This window comes from Chryseobacterium sp. SIMBA_028 (genome assembly GCF_046535285.1).
Classification (GTDB): domain Bacteria; phylum Bacteroidota; class Bacteroidia; order Flavobacteriales; family Weeksellaceae; genus Chryseobacterium.
Genome location: NZ_JAWRWZ010000012.1, coordinates 171,966 through 192,264, shown reverse-complemented (window position 1 = coordinate 192,264; position 20,299 = coordinate 171,966). Strand labels below are relative to the sequence as shown.

The 20,299-nt window shown below is 34.0% G+C and carries 22 protein-coding genes; 8 read left to right on the top strand and 14 right to left on the bottom strand.

Annotated elements, in window-relative coordinates:
* The first annotated feature begins 48 nt into the window (after nucleotides 1-48).
* Nucleotides 49-558 carry a DUF4142 domain-containing protein gene (locus tag SCA31_RS17260; protein WP_410698211.1) on the top strand — a complete coding sequence of 170 codons (510 nt, stop codon included), beginning with the start codon at nucleotides 49-51 and terminating at the stop codon, nucleotides 556-558.
* A gap of 176 nt (nucleotides 559-734) precedes the next feature.
* Here the strand turns inward: SCA31_RS17260 and SCA31_RS17255 are convergent, their stop codons facing one another.
* From SCA31_RS17255 to SCA31_RS17210, 10 genes are all read right to left on the bottom strand, one after another.
* A complete protein-coding gene (locus tag SCA31_RS17255) occupies nucleotides 735-1,094 on the bottom strand; it encodes a prevent-host-death protein (protein ID WP_410698207.1) in 360 nt (119 codons plus the stop codon).
* A gap of 340 nt (nucleotides 1,095-1,434) precedes the next feature.
* On the bottom strand, nucleotides 1,435-2,775 hold the full coding sequence (gene chrA, locus SCA31_RS17250; RefSeq protein ID WP_410698206.1) for a chromate efflux transporter: 1,341 nt from the start codon (nucleotides 2,773-2,775) through the stop codon (nucleotides 1,435-1,437).
* 287 nt (nucleotides 2,776-3,062) lie between these two features.
* On the bottom strand, nucleotides 3,063-3,857 hold the full coding sequence (locus tag SCA31_RS17245) for a LuxR C-terminal-related transcriptional regulator (protein ID WP_410698205.1): 795 nt from the start codon (nucleotides 3,855-3,857) through the stop codon (nucleotides 3,063-3,065).
* A 412-nt stretch (nucleotides 3,858-4,269) separates the two neighbouring features.
* On the bottom strand, nucleotides 4,270-4,524 hold the full coding sequence (locus tag SCA31_RS17240; protein ID WP_410698204.1) for a hypothetical protein: 255 nt from the start codon (nucleotides 4,522-4,524) through the stop codon (nucleotides 4,270-4,272).
* A gap of 162 nt (nucleotides 4,525-4,686) precedes the next feature.
* Nucleotides 4,687-6,519: a zinc-dependent metalloprotease gene (locus SCA31_RS17235; RefSeq protein WP_410698203.1), complete on the bottom strand. Its 1,833-nt coding sequence runs from the start codon at nucleotides 6,517-6,519 to the stop codon at nucleotides 4,687-4,689.
* 393 nt (nucleotides 6,520-6,912) lie between these two features.
* On the bottom strand, nucleotides 6,913-7,149 hold the full coding sequence (locus SCA31_RS17230) for a hypothetical protein (protein WP_410698202.1): 237 nt from the start codon (nucleotides 7,147-7,149) through the stop codon (nucleotides 6,913-6,915).
* Between the two features lie 16 nt (nucleotides 7,150-7,165).
* Nucleotides 7,166-7,498 carry a helix-turn-helix domain-containing protein gene (locus SCA31_RS17225; protein ID WP_410698201.1) on the bottom strand — a complete coding sequence of 111 codons (333 nt, stop codon included), beginning with the start codon at nucleotides 7,496-7,498 and terminating at the stop codon, nucleotides 7,166-7,168.
* A gap of 33 nt (nucleotides 7,499-7,531) precedes the next feature.
* Nucleotides 7,532-7,954, bottom strand: coding sequence for a transposase (locus SCA31_RS17220; protein ID WP_072923298.1), 423 nt, complete (start codon nucleotides 7,952-7,954; stop codon nucleotides 7,532-7,534).
* Nucleotides 7,955-8,124: 170 nt separating this feature from the next.
* Entirely contained in the window at nucleotides 8,125-8,946 is an 822-nt protein-coding gene (locus tag SCA31_RS17215; RefSeq protein ID WP_410698199.1) for a hypothetical protein, read from the bottom strand.
* Nucleotides 8,947-8,957: 11 nt separating this feature from the next.
* Complete coding sequence (locus SCA31_RS17210) at nucleotides 8,958-9,251, bottom strand: hypothetical protein (protein WP_410698198.1); 294 nt, start codon at nucleotides 9,249-9,251, stop codon at nucleotides 8,958-8,960.
* A gap of 985 nt (nucleotides 9,252-10,236) precedes the next feature.
* Between SCA31_RS17210 and SCA31_RS17205 the strand changes: the two genes are divergently transcribed.
* The 4 genes from SCA31_RS17205 to SCA31_RS17190 all read left to right on the top strand — a co-directional run bounded on the left by SCA31_RS17205 (nucleotide 10,237) and on the right by SCA31_RS17190 (nucleotide 14,747).
* Entirely contained in the window at nucleotides 10,237-11,283 is a 1,047-nt protein-coding gene (locus tag SCA31_RS17205; protein ID WP_410698197.1) for a threonine aldolase family protein, read from the top strand.
* A 96-nt stretch (nucleotides 11,284-11,379) separates the two neighbouring features.
* A complete protein-coding gene (locus tag SCA31_RS17200; RefSeq protein ID WP_090024934.1) occupies nucleotides 11,380-12,318 on the top strand; it encodes a glycosyltransferase family 2 protein in 939 nt (312 codons plus the stop codon).
* A gap of 1,083 nt (nucleotides 12,319-13,401) precedes the next feature.
* The gene (locus SCA31_RS17195; RefSeq protein ID WP_410698196.1) at nucleotides 13,402-14,121 is read left to right on the top strand and encodes a hypothetical protein; all 720 of its coding nucleotides are present in this window, start codon (nucleotides 13,402-13,404) and stop codon (nucleotides 14,119-14,121) included.
* Between the two features lie 479 nt (nucleotides 14,122-14,600).
* Nucleotides 14,601-14,747 (top strand): hypothetical protein, encoded by a 147-nt coding sequence (locus tag SCA31_RS17190; RefSeq protein WP_167375291.1) that lies wholly within the window; start codon nucleotides 14,601-14,603, stop codon nucleotides 14,745-14,747.
* Nucleotides 14,748-15,352: 605 nt separating this feature from the next.
* Here the strand turns inward: SCA31_RS17190 and SCA31_RS17185 are convergent.
* From SCA31_RS17185 to SCA31_RS17175, 3 genes are all read right to left on the bottom strand, one after another.
* Nucleotides 15,353-15,595 carry a YWFCY domain-containing protein gene (locus SCA31_RS17185; protein ID WP_410698194.1) on the bottom strand — a complete coding sequence of 81 codons (243 nt, stop codon included), beginning with the start codon at nucleotides 15,593-15,595 and terminating at the stop codon, nucleotides 15,353-15,355.
* A 237-nt stretch (nucleotides 15,596-15,832) separates the two neighbouring features.
* A complete protein-coding gene (locus SCA31_RS17180) occupies nucleotides 15,833-16,345 on the bottom strand; it encodes a hypothetical protein (RefSeq protein ID WP_410698193.1) in 513 nt (170 codons plus the stop codon).
* A gap of 83 nt (nucleotides 16,346-16,428) precedes the next feature.
* Nucleotides 16,429-17,103, bottom strand: a complete 675-nt coding sequence (locus tag SCA31_RS17175) for a DNA-processing protein DprA (RefSeq protein ID WP_410698192.1) — start codon at nucleotides 17,101-17,103, stop codon at nucleotides 16,429-16,431.
* 357 nt (nucleotides 17,104-17,460) lie between these two features.
* On the opposite strand from SCA31_RS17175, the gene SCA31_RS17170 reads away from it, so the two are divergent.
* On the top strand, nucleotides 17,461-17,943 hold the full coding sequence (locus SCA31_RS17170; RefSeq protein WP_410698191.1) for a hypothetical protein: 483 nt from the start codon (nucleotides 17,461-17,463) through the stop codon (nucleotides 17,941-17,943).
* 204 nt (nucleotides 17,944-18,147) lie between these two features.
* Nucleotides 18,148-18,300, top strand: coding sequence for a T9SS type A sorting domain-containing protein (locus SCA31_RS17165; protein WP_410698190.1), 153 nt, complete (start codon nucleotides 18,148-18,150; stop codon nucleotides 18,298-18,300).
* A 541-nt stretch (nucleotides 18,301-18,841) separates the two neighbouring features.
* Here the strand turns inward: SCA31_RS17165 and SCA31_RS17160 are convergent.
* Nucleotides 18,842-19,579: an SDR family oxidoreductase gene (locus SCA31_RS17160; protein WP_410698189.1), complete on the bottom strand. Its 738-nt coding sequence runs from the start codon at nucleotides 19,577-19,579 to the stop codon at nucleotides 18,842-18,844.
* A 92-nt stretch (nucleotides 19,580-19,671) separates the two neighbouring features.
* Here SCA31_RS17160 and SCA31_RS17155 point away from each other — a divergent pair, with 92 nt between their 5' ends.
* Complete coding sequence (locus SCA31_RS17155; protein WP_090025021.1) at nucleotides 19,672-20,028, top strand: winged helix-turn-helix transcriptional regulator; 357 nt, start codon at nucleotides 19,672-19,674, stop codon at nucleotides 20,026-20,028.
* The last annotated feature ends 271 nt before the right edge of the window (nucleotides 20,029-20,299 follow it).

Genomic DNA, 20,299 nt, shown 5'->3' with positions numbered 1-20,299 from the left:
AATTTAAAAATTAATCTCTTATGAAACACTCCTTAAGTGAAAGCCTAAATCAGTACACTTTTTGCTGACGATTTACACATTAACGATTCTACAAAAATCACAAATTCCCCGCCTGGGAATGCTCTCAGTGATCAGGATAAAAAATTTGCTGATGCTGCCGCGAAAGGAGGACTGATGGAAGTTATGATGGGGCAGTTAGCAGCTGCTAATGCTGCCGGCGCTACAGTAAAAACTCTGGGAGAGATGATGGTCAAGGATCACAGTAAAGCCAATGAAGAACTAAAAAAATGGGCCTCAGCAGCTGGCTATACACTGCCAGATCGTTTGGATGCTGAAAAGCAAAAAAAGTATGATGAGCTAAAAGCAAAAAAGGGAGTGGAGTTTGACCGTATGTATACTGATCTGATGGTTAGCGATCACAAAAAAGACATTGAAGAATTTAAAAAAGAAGGCTCCGAGGGTAAGGAAACATCCTTAAAGTCTTTTGCCAACAAAACACTTCCCACTTTAGAACACCACTTAATGGAATCTGAAAAAGCGAAGACTAGTGTTAAATAATAATCTTAAAGTACAGCCTTTATGATCTCAATCATAAACTGAAATTGGTATATCCAATAATTTTGAACTGGATTTATACATCACTATTTGCATTCGTATTATCTACTCTCCTAGTTTTAGGAGAGTTTTTATTATATAAACAGATGTTTACTTAGGGTAATATCTACAAGAAACTATTAATTAAGTTCATAATTCCCAATGACTAAACTTAAAATGAAATGAACATAATCTTTTTGTGCTTCCTGTCTATTAATTAATCTGTTTTTGTAATCATAAGATTTCAAAACATCGGTCAATTTGGTGTAAGTATCAAGGTTATTTCCTTTAATTTTAAGCCTTCCATTGTTATCTTTTGTTTGAATGATAGTATTATCTGGAGTTCGGACTTTAAATAAAGCATAAGATAATTTTGGATTGAAATTCATCCGGCCTGTATATCTTTCAACTATATTCACCTTAAATGAATCAAAAACGATCGTGTTGAAAATAATATTAGAGTAAGATTCCTGAGTCTTAAGCTCAAGTGTATAATTCATGACTTTATTTTTTATACAAATGTATTAACAATCTAAAAAAAATCAAAATAAGGCGATGTTCATTATTTCCTTCTAGTGTCCGAATTATATGTAGGTATTGAATTTTAGTAGCTATCGATGTTCTGTAAATGATGCCGGAGTTATAACCTGTACTAAAGTTCGAAAAAAGCTAGTCAGGCCTATACCAAGTATTCCAGATTATCAGTTATCCTTTTATAAAAAATAATAGAGTAGTAGGTCTGCCATATCTTGTGTGTTCACAGCAGAAATAAAAATTGTTTTTTTCTTCAATAGTGCTGCTTAATCTGCCATGATTTGGTGATTAATTTTAAGGGTGTATTTATATGAAATGCAAAAAGTATTTCAATAAACCAAACAGCAAACTGATCAGAATAAGATAGATCATATTTAATTTATATCTGTAAAGAAGGATAACTGAAATAATGACCCATAGCAGTGAAATCCAGTTTATATCAGATAGGGTGATAGGCTGGCTGTTGAATAAGATTTCCTCACCCAGATAAAATGCTAAGTTGACAATAACACCGACCACTGCTGCCGTTATTAATGATAACACGCTTTGTATCATTCTATTTTTCTGCGTTTTTTCAATCAATGGAGCTCCCATGAAAATCAGAATAAAATTAGGCAGAAAAGTAAAATAGGAAGCTATAAGCAATCCGATAGAGCCCATGACCAAAGAACCTCCAAAGTGGTTGTAGCCAGCCATAAAGCCAATGTAGGACAGTACAATAACTAAGGGGCCCGGTGTAGTTTCAGCCAAAGCAAAACCATCGATCATCTGCGCCTTACTCAACCACATCAATTTATTGGTTAATAAGTTGGCAGCATAAGGAATAACGGTGTATGAGCCACCAATGGTTAAAAAAGCAGCTTTGGTAAATAGTAAGGATGAATTCTGCCAAAATGCAGGGTCAATCATGAAATTAGATACATATAAAAACGGGACTAACCACAAGGTTACAAACACTAGGAGCTGCAAGGCGATTTTCTTTAACGATGTTGTAGAACTGCTTTGATTGGAATTTACAAAATATAAATCTTCATGAATGAGATTCTCTTTTGCATTATTTCTGGCTCTTGAGATTAGAAGCTTGGGGAAAATCAGGTTGACAGCAATTCCTAAGATGATAATACCAATTAAGATATAGGGCATTGAAATATGACCAAAATACGACAATGAAAAAGCCATTGCTGCAGCAAAAAAATGCAGAGGAGTAAGAAGGGATTTCTGGCTCACTTTCCATGTTGCAAATAAAATGATAGCCAGAACAGCGGGTTTTAACCCATTAAATATAGATGTTAACAAAGGTGTATTTCCATAGAGCGCATAAACTAAACTCAGCCCCAGTAAAATACACATTGAAGGAAGTATAAAGAATAAACCAGCTATTATACCACCTTTTATACCATGGAGCTTCCAGCCGATGTAAATGGACAGCTGATGTGCTTCCGGACCGGGTAAGATCATACAGGCATTAAGGGCATGATAAAATTTGCTGGTACTGATCCATTTCTTTTTATCAACTAAAAAAGAATGCATGATGGTAATATGACCGGTTGTTCCTCCAAAGCTGATCCACCCCAAGATGAACCAAAACTTTACAGCTTCTGAAAATGACGGTTTTGGAACTTTTTTTTCGTTTATAGTTTGCTGCATTTATTCTATATTTAGGAGCATGATAATGATTGGAAAATCGATGATCCCACAAATAACGTATAAAGTAAATCCTAATTAAATATCAGAAAATAGGAACTCAAATATAAGGATTTCAGAGGACTTATAAAAGGTTTTGGATAGGGTTTGTAGGTCATGTAATAATATTTTAATCTTACTAAAAATCCGAATCTTTCAATTCGTAAGAAATGTTTGAAACAGGCTCAATTTAGGTTTCGTTTTATAAGACGAACTCTTTTAAGAGGAGCCCTTCATTATCCTCTCTTTATTTAAAGTATGAGTAAACTGTGATTCATTGTGTAAGCAATCAGTTCTGCAGAAGTTTTAGTGTTTGTTTTTTTCCTAAGATTACTTTTATGATTTTCTACCGTACTATAAGAGATAAAAAGTTTTTCTGCGATTTCCGGACTGTTGAAGCCTTGTGCCATAAGGCTTAAGATATCTTTCTCACGATTAGTTATATTAGGCTTTTCTGTGCCTATTTGAAGTAACTGCTGATCAACATGCTTAAAATACTGGACTTCATTATCACTAAAATCCATTATGGAAAGAAGTGGCAGATTTTGAATCCTGAAATGGGATAGATCGTAAATAATGACTATAGATGCTTTTATTTCGTAGTTACTAATAATTTGAAAGGGTGACTGAAGTAATATCCATCGATAATCTCCATCCCGCGTAATCATTCTGCCGTAATGATTGAATCCAACATCGGTTTTTCCCTCTCTTAAAAATTGCAAACGTACATTGGCAGAAAATACGAATGCTGCCATGACGTATTGTCTATCTTGCGGATGAAATAAATTAATGAAAAATTCAGTACTTGATCCCATCCAATCTTCTTTGCTAAAAGGAGTAAATTGTTCAATATTTTCACTGGTTCGTTCTATTTCCATATTTGTCGAATTGACAATAAACCAAAAGAAGGGTCCCAGAGAAAACTTTTTAGCATTTTCAATTGAGTCCTCAAAAAAGTCGAAATAGTTCGCAGCCAATTGACCATCTTTTTTATTGAAATAGTCATTAAACTGCTTTTCATCCATTGGATTGATCTTTTTTTTCATAACATTCCCACTAATTAATATAAGTCTACTTTTTTATTGCGAAAATTATACCAGCAGCCATAAAGTCAAAGCAATAGCTTTTACTGAATACAATTCTTGATGCTGGATTTTTGTGAATAATAACAGGATTTCTATAATAGAGCTTGTCAGCCGAACCATTTCTGAAAGTCTATTGTTTTTTGAGAAATGTTTCAGAGGCAAGGAGGCGATCAGAAGTTATGCTTCGTATTCTAACTGTAAAAGAAATTGTTTGAAATAAATGTAAGTATTTAGTAGCCGGTAAATTAAATTTTTACAACTCTTAAATGGAAGATTTAGATCGAAAAGCATCGGTATATCCAAACAAAATGATAGAATGAAATTTGAACTTATGCAATGTAAGGAATAAAAGAATGATACCGATGCTATATAATTACTTGATACTATAATCATGCACTGTATCTTCATCAAGATATAAATACAGTTTTAATTTAAATAGTCCTAAGAATTTTTTTTTTAAAACAAAAACACATTCTCGGGTATGTATTTTTTGTACCTTATAATCAGTGAAAAAGAAATCCAGATCATCCATTCTTTTTCCAACCAGCTGGTCTTCCCGCAGCAGAATGTTTTGATGCTTATCATAGAAGTAATATTTTTTATTGAAATAAAATTTTTTATTTTTCATCCTGAGAAAAATTTTATGATGTGCAAAGTCCTTTATTTTTTATTTTACAGACCTTGTTACAGGCCTGTAACATGAAAAAAAATATATAATGATGTGTCTTTATTGAGCAGGGATTGGTCTTCCTTTCCAGTTCCGTTTCCGAACCCATTATTGGATACCGATTTATTGAATGAATTTTTTAGAAACTTTCCGACCGTTTTCTACAAATGTTAAGACATAAGTCCCTTTATGATAGAAATTCAATATAATTGAGCTGGTTTCGGACTTGCCTTTTTGAATCATTTTTCCACTCATATCATAAATTTCGTAGCTGCCAAATTTTTTAGAACCACTATTGACTAAAATCAACGAATTATGCTCTGGCGAATAATGAACGGCATCAGTTGCTTTGTCGTTCTCAATAGTACTTAATGAGACTCCAGGAATTCGTACTGAATAATCTTCCGTTTGACCATTCGTTAAGTTTTCGCAGGGAGTTTTCTGATTCCTGTCCGCTATTACTCTCATCCTCAAATAGGTGTCTCTTGTTGCTGTAACGGGAGGTGTAAAATTGATCACATAGGGTGATTGTCCGGCATTGAGTCTGTTAGGTGAAGCACCAATCAATTCTGAATCTTCAAAGATGCCGTTATTATTATAATCAATCCAGGCCTTTATATATTGTGGAGAGCCCCCAAAACTTATCTTTAGCTGATTGGAATTGACGCTGATATCTGTAAAAACTTCTCTTTTAAAGCAGTTTTGTAAACTGTAATCCGCATAATAATGTCCATTGGAATAGGTCCAAAATGCATCAGATGCATTATCTATGTTGCCGAGTTGAACTCGCGTTGGTCCCATGGATTGATTTGACGGATTTGTTATACCGGTAGGATTACATGCAGAGGCCGTTAATGTGGGTACAGGAGAAGCTGGAGTAATAGCCGTTCCTGCCAAAGATCTTGTTAGATTAGACCGGTGCTGCATAAACATAGCAATAGCACGCTCCCTCTGCCCCGCAGTAAATTTCCTTGGCCTGGCCGTATAATTCATGACATTATACTGAATCCCCTGATAAGGTGATCCTGTACATGGATTAATGTTTGTGTTGGAAGGAAACGGCGAAACGTATAAAAGATTAGCAGTAGGTTCTGTATCACATATTTTGTCATTATTGATGGTGCAGTCAGAGTTATCCGGACAATGTGAGGCCTGTGGGGAAGACGAAATGGCAGAAGTTCCGGAAAATACATGATCCAGTCCAAATGCATGCCCTAATTCATGTGTAAAAATATAGGGATTACCAATACCGCTTACTTTCATAAAACTATCATAGGCAGAATTGGGATTTGAAGGATAATATGCCCAGCCTAAAATCCCATTGTACCCTTTATCTCCATCAATACCAATAACCAGATATATATTGAAATAAGAGCTCTCAGGCCAATGAGGTACCATATTTTTTATTGTGTTTTCATTAGGTCCATTAGGTCCGCTGGGTCCAGATGATCTCACACCATAGGTATCATACCCCTGAATGCTGCTCCCGTTATACCTTATAATTCCGTTAGTGCTAGCACATTGAGGGGTTCTTTTGGCCAGCACAAGTTTAAAAGGGATGACATTTCCGCCATCATTTCCCGGGCCTTCCGGATAATAGCCGTTGCCATACGTAGTTGCGAATACCTTGTTGCTGTTGTCTACCCATTCCTGGATTTGTGCATCAGTCCGTACAAGAGAAGCGTTGGATGGATCAGAGGACTCTATAACGTGTATCACAACAGGAATTTCATAGACTTGTCCTGTGTACAACCCGTTCTTTGAGGTAGCCCCAATTTTATTAAGATATTCCTTTGCATTCATCTTCAAGAGAAGGGCTTCTGCCTCTTCTCTTGATTTCCGGACTTCCGGATCTTTTCTTTCCAGTTCCTGCTGAACCAGGTCAAAGGCACATGACTCCTGTCCGAATATCATTATCGTGCCTATTGATATAATAATAGTTAAAACTTTTTTCATTGTGAAGTTTATATTAATAATTTTAAATAGATATGTGTGAAACCTTTTTTACATGAAGGCCTGATACCCGAATAATAAAAGGGATTATCGTCTTTAATTTTTAGAAATCTTGAAATATCAATATGGCAATGATTACCTTCAATGCATATTCAGGTTACAATGATTTTTTACCAGAGAATCTATTACCTATTGCATCTATAATTGAGTTTGGATTTGAGCTCACGTCCCAACCCATAGTCTAGGATGAGAGATCTCTTCCATTATTGTCTTAAATAAAACAAAGCATCGGTATCCCAAACAATATGATATAAAGAAATTAAGTCGCAACACTTAGCTATGAAAGGATGAATAAAAAAATATACCGATGCAGTGTTTTATAGTTTTAATTGAAGATTAAATTTGAATAGCATAATCATATACTGTATCTTCAGTAAGATATAAATGCAGTTTTAGTTTAAACAGCCCTAAAAGTGATTTTTTCATAATAAAAATACGCTCGTTGGCATCTGATTTTTTGATCTGATAATCAGTGAAAAAATATTCGAGATCGTCTATCTTTTTTCCAACTAACTGATCTTCTGATATGGTGTTCTGATTCTTATCAGAAAAATAATATTTTTTATCTCTCATGCGGATCAGTAGTTTATTATTGGTGAATTCTTTTTACTTTTTTCGATGCATTTTTTTTCCAGGCCGCCAAAGTATTCCGGCTTAATTTAAATACTGATGCAATGGCTGTGTTGGTCATCTTATTTTTTCTTTGATATTCCAATATTTTAGCAATGCTCTCATCATCATAAGATTTGTGCTCATTACTTGCTTCACCGTCATGAAATAAAATATGATTAAGAGTGATAACATCTAATGAGGATAGCTTTTCCTTTTCGAGGAAATACGTACAGCTGGAAATTTTTTTTGGAAATTTTTTCGATATGATATCTGAGAAAATTTTCACATAATTAGGTTCTCTGCTTTCCATGAGTATTTTGTGTTTAAGGGAATTTATTTATTCTTATGATTTGTATTTTTCAAGCCACTTGTATAATGTAGTTTTCGGAATTCTGTACTCTTCAATAACCTGCGCTCTTGTTTTTTCTCCACTTTCTATAAGGTTTACAATAAAATCAATAATTTCCTTGGTGTAAATGTTTTTTTTGAATTTCGGCAATTCAGATTCTTTTTTTACATGAGATTGATTTATTGGTGTTTGCGGAGCGTATAAAATCAAATGCTGGTTGTATATCCTGAAAAAATCATATTCTAAAAGTTTACTCCATCTTAATAGGAGTTCAGAATCAAGGCTTTTTAATGTATACATGGTATCGATTTCATCTTCTGAACATTTAAGAAAATTACAGATACGAACGATATCAATTTCACATTCCAATACTCTTTTCTGAATGAGCTGACCGATATGTATGTTTTTAAAATCCATTATTCTTGATTTAAATTATGAAATACTCAGTAGGATAAACTGTATGGTAATGAGTTAACTTATTTCTAGTGGTTTTTGTCATTTTTATTTGATTACAAGCCCGTATTGACTTGTAATCAAATAAATATATATAGATTGTGTTTTTTTGTGATGAGGAATTCAAATACCGATTACTTAAATTCAAAAATATAACTGATCATGGATTGATTTATTTTTCCGGAACCATTTCCTCCTGAAGAAATGGTGCTCGAATAATCTTCTTTAAAAACATTAAATCCTATCAGAAATTTTCTTTGTGTCCACTTATCTGGGTAATTCAACGTTACATATATATTCTGTGCTTCTACAAAGTAAGTCGTAAAATTACCATCTACCAATGAACCTTGCTTATCATTAAGAAGGACATTAGTTCGATATGTTGGATTACCGTAGGTAACGGTATTATAATTGATATTAATGGCCTCTCCTGAAATATTATATAGAATCGGTGCATAGGAATCTCCATTTATCCTGGCCACATCAACTCTAAAGATATCATTTGAGGCGAAATTTCCATTTGCTGTATAGGCCCCATAAAGTCGAGTGTTGGTAGGGCTATATGGAGGCACACCACTTTGACTGGAAGGAATTGTACCGCTGGTCATTCCCCAATAAAAAGGTTTATAACGTCCGAAGTTCATAGATCCAAAAGCTTCAGGCTGCTCACTGAGACATTCCCACTTAGGAGCAGCCGGTGTGCCATTATTAACCTGCAAACAATTATCAGTAGTATTGTATATCATCAGACCTGTTGCCGGCCGAGCAATAGAATTTCTGTTTTGGGTAGTCATGGTTCCCAATAAGGTTCCTTTGTTCTGGTTTACTCTGTTTGTGGGGGCTACATGTAAATTGGCAGAGGGATCAGGGCTTGAAGTGCCTATTCCAACTTGTCCTTGTGCTAGTGTTACACCTGCTATCAGTAATACTGCAGCATTTAATTGATTTTTTTTCATACAACGTATTTTTATTGTTTTGTGTTGATACATAACCATTGAGGTTGAGTGGGGTTGCCCTTATTTACTTTCAGACATTTTTTTTCAGTATCATACGCCAGTAAACCATTGGCGGGGCGGGGTATGCTGTTGATCTGGTTTGTTGTCATAGGGCTTAAAAGGGTGCCTTTGTATTTACCTTCTAAATTTGTTGGAGCTACAGTAAGGTTGCTTGATGGATGCGGAGTCTCAGAATTGATACCGACCTGCCCGAATGCATGTGAGGTGCATAAGATTGCACCTGTCAAAATTAATGTTTTTTTCATTTTTTTCAATTGTATCATTACAAATCCTAAACGAGCCTCAGGGCTTGTTTAGGTTCATAGGTTATTTGTGTTTTTTTTAACCGAATGATATCGGTATTGTCTTGAGGGCAAAGTTAGTAGGTCTAAAAATCAAAACATATAGTAGATATCTATCATTTTTACTTTTTTAATTTGTTATTATAGTGATAAAAGCGGTTTTTTTTATTAGTATTGTCTTTAAATGTATTGTTGATGGTGCTTTCGGGTTCAATATATGGTGAATAATTATAAAATTAATAAAATGATTTTTTAATAAGGATAGGGCATACTACGGTTTGTTTTAACAATACAAATCCTATTTGATGATAGGTAAATTCCTGTGTTTTATTGCAGGTGTATGGTGTTATTATATTGATAATAAAGTGCAGCTTGGAATTTGTTTATCAGAAACATATTGAACAGACTGTGATGAACAGAGTAATTGAGATTCAATATGATAGTACCGGATTAAAAATAAACTCACAATGCAGGTCGTATAATCGGACATCATTTAAATGGTTCTTTTTCGCATGATTACAAACTTGTTCGGTTAAGAATCTTCTGTATTTTGAACCTGCGGCAAAATAGGTATAACTAAAAACTAAAACATATAGTAGATATCTATCATTTTAGGCCTGTCTGATTGATATAATGATAATACAAGTTAATTTTGTTTGTATTATTGCCTTGGAAAAGTAAATACGAATCAGGTAATCCGATAAACTTTTGTCGAAAAAATACTAAAATAATAACCCTCTGCATCAGTGATAAGTGAGAAAATGATCTCTCTGAGAAATTCAGTGACTGCAGCGTGATGGTTCTTTGAAGTTTCACATACAATTACCATAAAACCATTTATAGTAACTATCGTGCAATAACTTTTAGTATTTATAGAAATGGGGTAGTGCCTGAACATTAATCCAGACAAATCAAAATAATCAATACAGATATTTAATTTTTTTATAATATGGAAAATGAAGTAATAGATTTAAGAAGTGACACCTTGACCTCACCAACACCGGAAATGAAACATGCGATGAACAATGCAGTATTAGGTGATGACGTGTACCATGAAGATCCTACGGTGAATAAACTGGAAGAAAAAGTAGCAGCAATGTTCGGTAGGGAAGCTGCTCTTTTTTGTCCTACCGGAACTATGACCAATCAATTGGCGATTAAAGTTCATACAAAACCCGGGGATGAAGTGATTTGTGACCAGCTTTCCCATGTTTATCTGTATGAGGGAGGAGGAATTGCCATGAATGCTTTTTCCTCGGTTCGGACATTGGCTGGAGATTATGGAAAATTAAGTGCAGCTATGGTCAGAGGTGCTATTAATAATCCGAATGATATTCATCAACCCATAACCAGACTTGTCGTATTGGAAAACACAACAAATAAGGGAGGTGGAAGTATTTATAATTTTGATGAGATCAAAAAAATCAAAACAATATGTAAAGATCATGGGCTTATTTTGCATTTAGATGGAGCCAGGCTATTTAATGCTTTAACTGAAACTTCAGAAACCCCTAAGGACTATGGAGAAGTATTTGACAGCATATCCATTTGCCTGTCAAAAGGATTGGGATGTCCTGTAGGATCTGTGCTTATTGGTTCCTCTGTGTTTATTAAACAGGCAAGAAGAGCAAGGAAAGCAATGGGAGGAGGCTGGAGGCAGGCCGGTGGATTGGCAGCAGCAGGCATTTACGCTCTTGACAATCATATTTCCCAGCTTAAAAATGACCATTTCAGGGCAAAAAAAGTGGGGGAATTATTAATGACCTATACAGATATTATCAGCTTATATCCCGTTGAGACTAATATTGTGATAGGAGTTCTTCCGGAAAATATAGAGGCAGTAACCTTTGTTGCTAAAATGAAGGAAAATAATATATTATGTTCTCCTTTTGGAAAAAATCTGGTACGCTTTGTGACCCATCTGGATTTTACAGATTTTCATTTAGAAATGCTTGAAAGCAAATTAAAATTGTATAATACCAGCAGGATTCTTTAAAATATGATCAACTGGAAGTATAGCTTCATTTTCTATTTCATCTGATGTTTTCGATGAATTTATTAATGACCCACAACACAAATTATAATTAATCGAATGAAAATTTCCGTCATTATTCCTGTCTACAATGCAGAAAAATATGTCGCAAATGCAGTACATTCTGCATTACATTTTAAAGAAGTTTATGAAGTTATCCTTATTGAAGACGGATCACCAGATAATGCACTTCAAATTTGCATTGAATTAGCTGAAAAACATGAAAGGGTAAAATTTTTTCAGCATACTGATCATAAAAATCATGGGGCAGGAGCAAGCAGAAATCTGGGGATTGAAAAATCAACCGGGGATTTTATTGCTTTTCTGGATGCTGATGATTACTTTCTACCCAATCGATTTGCTGCTGAAAAAGAGCTTTTTAAGAATGTGAAAATTGAGGGAGTGTATGGCGCTCTTGGTGTACATTACTATTCTGAGAAAGCGAAAAAACAGTATTACAGGTTATTTGGAGAAAGACTTACAACGGTTTATAAAAAATATGAACCGAAAGATATTTTTAAAGGACAGCTTCATATGTTGGGAACCTTTGGTCTTTTCAGTATTGACACTCTTACCGTTCGAAAAGAGGCTCTTTTAAAAATGGAGACTTTGTTTAAGCCAGAGTTACAGCTTCATGAAGATACTGAATTTCTTTTCCGTTTGTCATTTTATCTCGATCTGTATCCCGGGATTATTGATCAGGCTGTTGCTATAAGAGGTGTACATGAAAGTAACAGAATAACAAAAGTGGATAACAGGGAAATAAATCCGGCAATATCAAGAGCTATACTCTGGAGGGAGGTGAGCAACTGGCTGCAGAGCGAGAAGGAAGTTTCCGAAGATATAAGAACTCATGTCAAAAGAATGCATAGAAGTTTTGAAATTGCAAAAGCACCTGCATTGCAAAAATGGGGAATGATTGTACGGTATCTTTTTACCGATTATCCAAGTATACGGTCAGGGCTTTATAATATTAATTTCAGATATAGTTTATTTTAAACGCATCAATTTATAAATTGTAAGTTTGGATAGATTTGTTTACTCAATGGATATTGTTTAGTAATCGGCTTCAATGGTATGGAATAATTAAGTCCTTTTTTTTATTCATGTAACGGTCATAATTTCTGCATAATTATTGTAGTAATTTTTTATCTGGAAAATAAAAAAAGGTTAAGAAACCGTTTAGGCTTATTAGTGAAAATACTTAATACAAAACCTATAATGGTATCCTATAAACTGACTGATCACGCAAAGGAACCCCTTCCTGTTATCAATGCTTTAATTGAATTTGGACTAAAGCACAGGACGAAAATAAGGCAAAGTCTTCTATGAAATTGATATTTGTTTCTAAAACCAGCATTTACTGAATTTCCCAAAATAGACTTTATTAGAGAAATCAAAAGTGCAGAAAAGATAATAAATGGATATTTATAGCAGGATAAAAAATAGATTATGACGTTCTTTATGCACCTTGGTAAGAAGAAAGTTATTACATAAAATCAGTAAGGAATTTTATAATAGTTTAACAATTCTGGCTGAAAAATATTTTTTATTTTAGCATATCGAAATAATTTTTTTTATCATTTGTGTTTTTATCCCCGGGTTTCTGGGGATTTTTTATGATCACTTCATATTAGTTTCGTATTTGTAATTAGAGCTCCTTGAGTACCTAGGCAGTATTTCTCTTTTGTACTGATGAAAAAAAATACCATACTTCATATGCAGAGAAATGAGTTGTGGACTATCACCTATAAGCCCACTTATAGACAATAGTTTTAAGTATTTTGTAGTTTTCAATGACCTCTGTGTTCGACATTTTCCATCATTTATATTCACCAAAATAATATTATTTCTTTCGAATAATTTTTTCGAAAAACCAAACTCTTTATGATTTTACAGAAATTTTAAAAGTATATTTAACGGTTGAGAACAAAAAAACACTTGGTGTAAGATAGGCAAAGCATATGCAATTCTGTTCAACTTTAGTAATAAGACAAGAAGTTAGTTGTTTTTAATGTTTCCGCCATATTGAAGCACTTCGTGTGCTCAACTTCACAAACATTTATTAAATGATTACGAACAATGGATAAAAATGATTTTGAAAATTTCACACAAGAGGTAAGTTGGTTTGTCAGACCAGCTGATAGAGTAGAACTTGAACATAGAATCAGTAAAAATTTTAGTCCGCGATTTATAGCTACATTCCCGATTTTATATCATCTATTACTTCAATCGACTTCGATAACGCGTGTTAATATAACATCATCAAAAAACAAAGAATCAAGCTATTATCTCCATACTTGGATTGACAGGAATGGTTTTAGATGTGGTTGGTTATGTGATACTGAAAAAATCCAGACAGAAATCGAAATTTTAACTGAACATCAGTTACTCTTAGATGAAATGGGGGGAATAAAAGAAACATATCATTATTTTGATGCAGGAAGTGAAATGCTGACCGATAATCAAAATTTTATTTTTATAAAATCTGGTCTTACTAAGGGGCTGGGTGACTGGACTGATTTATATGATCAGGTTTGTAAAGATGAGCAGGTAAAGCAAATTGATACAGATGATTTGATTTGTTTCGCACAGGAAGCAAATGGGAATGAGACCTATTATAACTTAAATACGAAACAGGTTTTACTTTTTGCTGCTGACCACAGTTTCGAAAATATTGAGGTTTTAAAAGATCATTCAGAATATACGTTTTATACAATTAATGAGATAACTACATTGGTTGATTATGTAGAGAAACTGGCCCAACAGTGGCTGCAAAATATAATACCAGCAGAGGATTAGCTTTATTTCATGATAATATTTTTCGTTTGTGATTAAGTTCATTCCAATGACATTTGTTGCATAGGTTTCTGGTACTCTTCTGATTGCAAAAAAAGATATATAATAAAGTGTGAGTATGTTACTCCATAATGAAAAGATCATTATGCCCTTGACAAGTTTATATTGATTCTCATCGATGTCAAATGGGATGAAAGAAAAACAAAAAGTGCACAGAACGAAGCATGAAAAACATAAAATTACATTGTAGATCCAGTATTGAAAGTATCAATTTTGATGATACCCGCATCTGATAATACGTCTTGCATGATGTGATTTTGTACATAAAAAATGAAAGTATCCTGATCAGGAAGTATAGGCATGAGTAAAAGTTACCTGGTAATTGCGTCGGGCTACCAGGCATGTGTCAAATGCTTCAAAGTAAATTAATGTAGTACTTCCAAGCTGTTTACCAGATTAAAAATGACAAAAAGAGACGGATTATGGCAATAGGAACTTGGAAAAATACAAGACCGTATGGAATCATCCTTAATGATTTTGAGCTTCAGGCATTGGATAGTGCCAACATAAACACTTTTGGAGATCATAGAAGACTGTCACAACAACGGATATACCACACGAAGCATTAATGATATAATTTCCAATCCATGTGTCAAAGTTAATATATATTGAAATATTCACAAAATATTAACTGATGCTTTTGATATAAAAATTGGTTTTTCCAGAATTAAAGGGCATAAAAAAAGCCCCCCGGGGGCACGAGAGGCAAAGTGTAAATTATCAAAAGTATGAATGCATTAATCAATTATAAAATTAAAGCGAAATTCACCATTAGAATATGACTAAAATCATAAACGAAAAATCCCCGGATATACCCGAGGATCAACTAATTAACCATGACTCAAATTGAACGTTAGAATCAGCCGCAAATTTAAAAAAAAATTAAATTATCTTGCAATAGATGGAATTAAGCACGAGTAATTTTTTTATAGTGCTTTTAAACCACATCCCAAAATAATTTCATTTTGAAATTATTACGTATAAAGGAAAAACTACTAAAAAAATTGTAGTATAATAAGTTTTTTTAATTAATATCATCAAAAGGTTTGCCTTAACAAGTGGCAATGGTTGAAGGGCATCAAATTTAAAATCATAGATAAGCATCGAAAAACATTTTTAATATGCTGTTTGATGTAATTGTTAATAATCGCATAGGATTTTATTTTTTTCATTATTAATTCATTTGGTTTCTAATTAAAATAAGTAGAATAAGAGCAAGTGTTTTTGGTGTAAAGTGGATGTGAAAACATGCCTGCCGTTGGTGAAAATTCATAAGTATGGTATCTACTGTAGAGTATACCAAGTCGTATTCTTGCAAAAAACTATGGTGAAACCAATAATTATAAATGAGAACAAAAACCGCACGCATGAATTCCATTATTTTTTCTAAGTCCCTTAAGTCATCTTCTCCTAGCATTTTAAAGAAATAATATTGGAAAATGAAAATAGATTTAATACACCATGATGGCGATCATATGGCAGGTGTTGGGTGTAAAGGCTTCTTTTAGCATGTATTTCCAATGATGAAACATTGTATGTACAATTGAACTGAAGTCGATTATAAACTAAATGACAAACTTTGAAAGGCTAGATTTATCATAGCTAATTACAAGAAAGAAGTGTACTGTCTAATTGGATCTTTTGATTACTGTAATCAATCAGGAAGTTGAACATTATCATCGAGTCCGGCTCTTAAGAAATCCCTTCTTATATCTGTTAATGATTCTGGTTCATTAAAACTTCGTGTTCTCATTGGACAAAAAATCTTAATCTCTTTATCAGGATAGGTTTCTTTTAGAAGCAAAGCACTTGCATAAGCTGTTCTTCCCAGCGTTAGAATATCATCTACAATAATAATAGTGGGTTCCGAAATGATAAGTGGTTTTACTTTTAAACTGTTTAAATGGGTGCTCACCGAATTCCGTTGATCAGCACTGAACTTGCTGCTTGATTTAGCTATTGCCTCTGTTCTGCTTAAACAATCAGTTACACTATTTCCGATTCCATTTTTCACTAAGTTTTCTGCAATAATCAATGATGGATATACAGCTCCATCTACCTGAGGGGAGCTTCTTGGAACTGGGACTAAAGTAGTATCTTCAAAATAAGTATGTAGATTATTTTCTTTTAAGTAATGATAAATGATTTGTAAATCCAGCTTCGCCATTTTTAATACGACCCTCTAGATTTTTGGATTGCATGGCAACTGTATTTTTCCCTCTCGGAGAATAGACTAAAAAAGTAAGATACTCAAAACGCATAATCGGCTTTTGCAGTAAGGTATGGGATATCAAGTATTAAGTCATCATAGTTATCATTCGTAAGGATCTGAGCTCCATAGTTCAGCATTTCTTTTGCCCAGCTAATATTTTCGTTAATAACGTTTTCCATTATAAAAAGTTCCCTACCCAATCGTAAAGCTTCCCATCCCTGATGTCTGGTTCCACTTTTTTCATTGGCTTCAATGATTATGGTAGCATCACTTATAAGGGCCATAGTACGGTTTCTAATTGGAAAATCCTTATTGGTAGTAGGATATCCTACAGGAAATTGTGAAATCAAAAGATGGTCTTTTGCAATGATACCCTGAAGATTTTTATTGGCAGCAGGAAAATATTTATCAAGTGGAGTTCCAATTACTGCAATGGTATGACCACCTAATTCTATAGCTGTTTTGTGCGCTGTTGCATCAACTCCTTCTGCCAGTCCACTTACTACCGTAATGTTGTTTTCAACTAAGAATTTTGAAATTTTCCTTGCTCTTCTCACGCCTAGGTCAGAGACCTTCCTGGAACCTACTACAGATACTCTTCTCCCATTTTCCAAAAGAGAAAAATCTCCCTTGAAAAATAATTCTCTGGGGCTGGACTTCTTTTCAATCGGAGTAAGATTAGAATAATATGTATGGTATGGATGCTGGTTCATATACAAAAGTAATAATTTATACTAGATTTGTTCAAAATGGATATAAAATATTCATAAAATGTGAAAATTAGAATAAGTTTAAAATTGATATTTTTTCTTAATATTTATAATAGGGGAAGATTGAGTTTTCGAAAATTACTGGTCATTTTTTTGGTAAACATGAGATTAGTTTTATCAATTAAATATTTAGAATCAGATCTGTTAAAATTAAAGTATGTTTTTATGAATAAACGGATTTTGCTATAAAGAAATTCCGTAATATTAGTCAGAGAAGTATTGAAGGCTCCCAAGAACGTAAGGATAAGCCATAAATATTATACTACACTCAAAAACATCATTAACAAAAGCAAAATTAATATGACATTTAAAACATTATTTGTGACAGCGGTAATTGCAGGAACTCTATCAACAGCTACTTCCTGCTCGTATTTTGATAGTAATAAAAACCGTGAAAAAGGAACGCCCATGGAATCGTCAAAGACAGCTGTACAAAAACTTTTGGCTGATCAAGAGACTAATGAAGGAAAACGTTTTTCGATCAAGGGTTATTTGAATTATTCCACAGGAATGACGGTTTACGTTAACAGGCCCCAAACAGTGTATGTAAATACGGCACCGGGTGATGGCGGGGAAACGATTACTCCCATAGAGATGACTTGGGCAGAAAATGGACATAACAGCGTTTTTGTTCCTGAAAATGCTGGACGTGGAACTGATAAAACAATATTTTATGATAATGAAGGAAAACCACTGACGACGAATGATAAGGTAGAAGTCTCATTTGAGGTTGGAAAAGCATCTGTTTATCCAGTTGAAATAAGAATAGACAAAGTAAAATAGTCCAGAAGAGCAATCCCCATATTTAATGAATGACAAGACGTGTTTTCTATAACATCATTTCCAATACTTGGTAACTATGTATCTTTTCTTTGGTAAGTATATAAGCACTTTTATTGCATTATAAAGGTTTTCCATAACTGCTTTGTTGTAGAGGCAATCAGTGCCAAATGATGTGCTGATTTACCTATTATTGGCACTCTTGTTGTGGAGGTAGTTGATCTATCCGGAAAGAAATTATTTGAAGTGAAAGGCATTCATACTATTGATGTTTCATCGCTCACGGCAGGGGCTTACATCTTATCTGCGAAAACCAGAGAAGGAGAAATTATTCGACAGACCTTTGTTAAAAGTAAATAAAGCGAGCTTTAGAGGTTGATAACAAGCCATAAGAAAATCTCAAAGAGATCTAATTATTGAATCTCAGTATAATATTAAAACCAAGACGGAACTTATAATTTGTGTATTTTCTCCAAGCTATTGCAATTCATTAGCTTTTTTACTTAAATAAACCACTGTTTTGGGAATGCCCTAAAAAGATAGACACTTTTTAGGGCATTTTTATGGGAATATCAAAATATAGAGTAAGTTTCGCTAAAAACAGCACAAGGCGTTCCTGAAATTTCATATGCAAGCAACGATTATCCTTTTGGGTCTTAACCATATGAGAGGAAATGGATTAAACAGTAGTGGTAAACTTCCCCGTTTTTGAAGGCTCCCTATTTTTCAAACAGTAAATAAATATAAAATACGCTCTATGTCCAAGTATTGAATATCGACGATGATTTTAAAAATATATAGCATTAATTAGATACTAATTTTTAATGATGAATTATTATTAAAATTCTGGTGAGCCTGGAAAGTGACGGTTATAAAAGTATAAAAATTATAGCTGGATCAGCTAAACCAGCAAACTTCCTCCATCAGCCACAACAATCTGTCCGGTGGTGAAACTTGCTCTCATCAGGTACAGATAAACTTCAGCAATTTCATTTGCGTTGCCTATCCTCCCGGTTAGTAATTTACTTCCCGTTTTGTTGTAAAGCTCCCCTCTTTCAGTATGGGACATATTTTCGAAGAGGTTTGTCCTGACCGTTCCTGCACAAACGGCATTAACTCTTATAGGTGCAAGTTCAATGGCAAGCGCACGGGTAAGGCCTTCAATAGCACTTGCCATTGCTGCAATTACAGCTGTGCCCTCTCTGGGCTTTCTTCCAAGGGCACCAGTGGTTAAAATAATTGATCCATCTTTTCTGATCATCGGCATGGCATACTTTGCCGCCATTATTGCTCCCCAGAAACGTAAATTAATGGATTTTTTTGCTTCATCAATATTAAGTTCTGATAATTTGTTAAAACTTAGTCTGTCCCCCGCTGTAAAAATGAGGTGATCAAACTCACCTATTTTTTTTAAGAGCAATTCGGTTTGCTTTTCATCTCCAAGATCAGCGGTGAATCCTGTACTTCCTGCCGGTAGTGCTGATAATGCTTCATCTACCTTTTTCTGTGTACTGGAAACTACAACGACTGAAGCGCCATTCTCCGATGCCAGTAACGATGCTGCTAAACCGATGCCGGATGTGCCGCCTAATACAACAACTTTTTTACCAGCCAAACTGTTGTCCCTATACTGTGTCATAAATTTTGATTTTTTTATATTTACAATAGCAAAACTATCAATCATTCATGATAATTTTACTATTCATTACCTTTAGGATAGTTACTATAATTATGGGAAAAATAACATGTACTTCAGATGCCCCTAACAGACAATTAGCACTGAACGACGCTTTGGAACTATTAAGTGGGAAATGGAAAATAGTTCTTCTGCGAAGTTTATACCTTTCTGGAATTATGCGCTTTAAAGATTTGTTGGAAAGCGTGCAGGGCATCTCACCCAAAATATTGTCAAAGGAATTACAGCAGTTAGAAGAGAATTTACTGATAACCCGGACGGTAAACAATACAAAGCCGATAACGGTATCCTATAAGCTGACCGATCATGCTAATGAGACCCTTCCAGTTATTCATGCTTTAATAGAATTTGGACTGAAGCACCGGACGAAAATAAGGCAAAGTATTTTTTGAATTTGATATCTGTCCGAAAAGACAGCTTTCATGTAATTTTATGAAATATACTTTATTAGAGAAACATGGAGTGTAGGGAAGATGATATAAGGATATTTATAGCAGCATAAAAAAAAAGATTCTGACGTTCTTTAAGAGCACTAGAAAGAAATAAGTTATGTTATAAGATTAGTGATTTCCGGAGTTAAAGCCAATCACTGCCAAATGATGTCCTAGCTTACTGAAATATTAGTTTTGATTAGGATATTGAGGACAGAACAAGATTGTATCA

Excerpts from the sequence above, each read along its gene's own strand:
- SCA31_RS17255 (WP_410698207.1), bottom strand. The coding sequence starts at position 1,094 with ATGAATTATACACTTGAGCTTAAGACTCAGGAATCTTACTCTAATATT.
- chrA (WP_410698206.1), bottom strand. The coding sequence starts at position 2,775 with ATGCAGCAAACTATAAACGAAAAAAAAGTTCCAAAACCGTCATTTTCA.
- SCA31_RS17245 (WP_410698205.1), bottom strand. The coding sequence starts at position 3,857 with ATGAAAAAAAAGATCAATCCAATGGATGAAAAGCAGTTTAATGACTAT.
- SCA31_RS17240 (WP_410698204.1), bottom strand. The coding sequence starts at position 4,524 with ATGAAAAATAAAAAATTTTATTTCAATAAAAAATATTACTTCTATGAT.
- SCA31_RS17235 (WP_410698203.1), bottom strand. The coding sequence starts at position 6,519 with ATGAAAAAAGTTTTAACTATTATTATATCAATAGGCACGATAATGATA.
- SCA31_RS17230 (WP_410698202.1), bottom strand. The coding sequence starts at position 7,149 with ATGAGAGATAAAAAATATTATTTTTCTGATAAGAATCAGAACACCATA.
- SCA31_RS17225 (WP_410698201.1), bottom strand. The coding sequence starts at position 7,498 with ATGGAAAGCAGAGAACCTAATTATGTGAAAATTTTCTCAGATATCATA.
- SCA31_RS17220 (WP_072923298.1), bottom strand. The coding sequence starts at position 7,954 with ATGGATTTTAAAAACATACATATCGGTCAGCTCATTCAGAAAAGAGTA.
- SCA31_RS17215 (WP_410698199.1), bottom strand. The coding sequence starts at position 8,946 with ATGAAAAAAAATCAATTAAATGCTGCAGTATTACTGATAGCAGGTGTA.
- SCA31_RS17210 (WP_410698198.1), bottom strand. The coding sequence starts at position 9,251 with ATGAAAAAAACATTAATTTTGACAGGTGCAATCTTATGCACCTCACAT.
- SCA31_RS17205 (WP_410698197.1), top strand. The coding sequence starts at position 10,237 with ATGGAAAATGAAGTAATAGATTTAAGAAGTGACACCTTGACCTCACCA.
- SCA31_RS17200 (WP_090024934.1), top strand. The coding sequence starts at position 11,380 with ATGAAAATTTCCGTCATTATTCCTGTCTACAATGCAGAAAAATATGTC.
- SCA31_RS17195 (WP_410698196.1), top strand. The coding sequence starts at position 13,402 with ATGGATAAAAATGATTTTGAAAATTTCACACAAGAGGTAAGTTGGTTT.
- SCA31_RS17190 (WP_167375291.1), top strand. The coding sequence starts at position 14,601 with ATGGCAATAGGAACTTGGAAAAATACAAGACCGTATGGAATCATCCTT.
- SCA31_RS17185 (WP_410698194.1), bottom strand. The coding sequence starts at position 15,595 with ATGCTAGGAGAAGATGACTTAAGGGACTTAGAAAAAATAATGGAATTC.
- SCA31_RS17180 (WP_410698193.1), bottom strand. The coding sequence starts at position 16,345 with ATGGCGAAGCTGGATTTACAAATCATTTATCATTACTTAAAAGAAAAT.
- SCA31_RS17175 (WP_410698192.1), bottom strand. The coding sequence starts at position 17,103 with ATGAACCAGCATCCATACCATACATATTATTCTAATCTTACTCCGATT.
- SCA31_RS17170 (WP_410698191.1), top strand. The coding sequence starts at position 17,461 with ATGACATTTAAAACATTATTTGTGACAGCGGTAATTGCAGGAACTCTA.
- SCA31_RS17160 (WP_410698189.1), bottom strand. The coding sequence starts at position 19,579 with ATGACACAGTATAGGGACAACAGTTTGGCTGGTAAAAAAGTTGTTGTA.
- SCA31_RS17155 (WP_090025021.1), top strand. The coding sequence starts at position 19,672 with ATGGGAAAAATAACATGTACTTCAGATGCCCCTAACAGACAATTAGCA.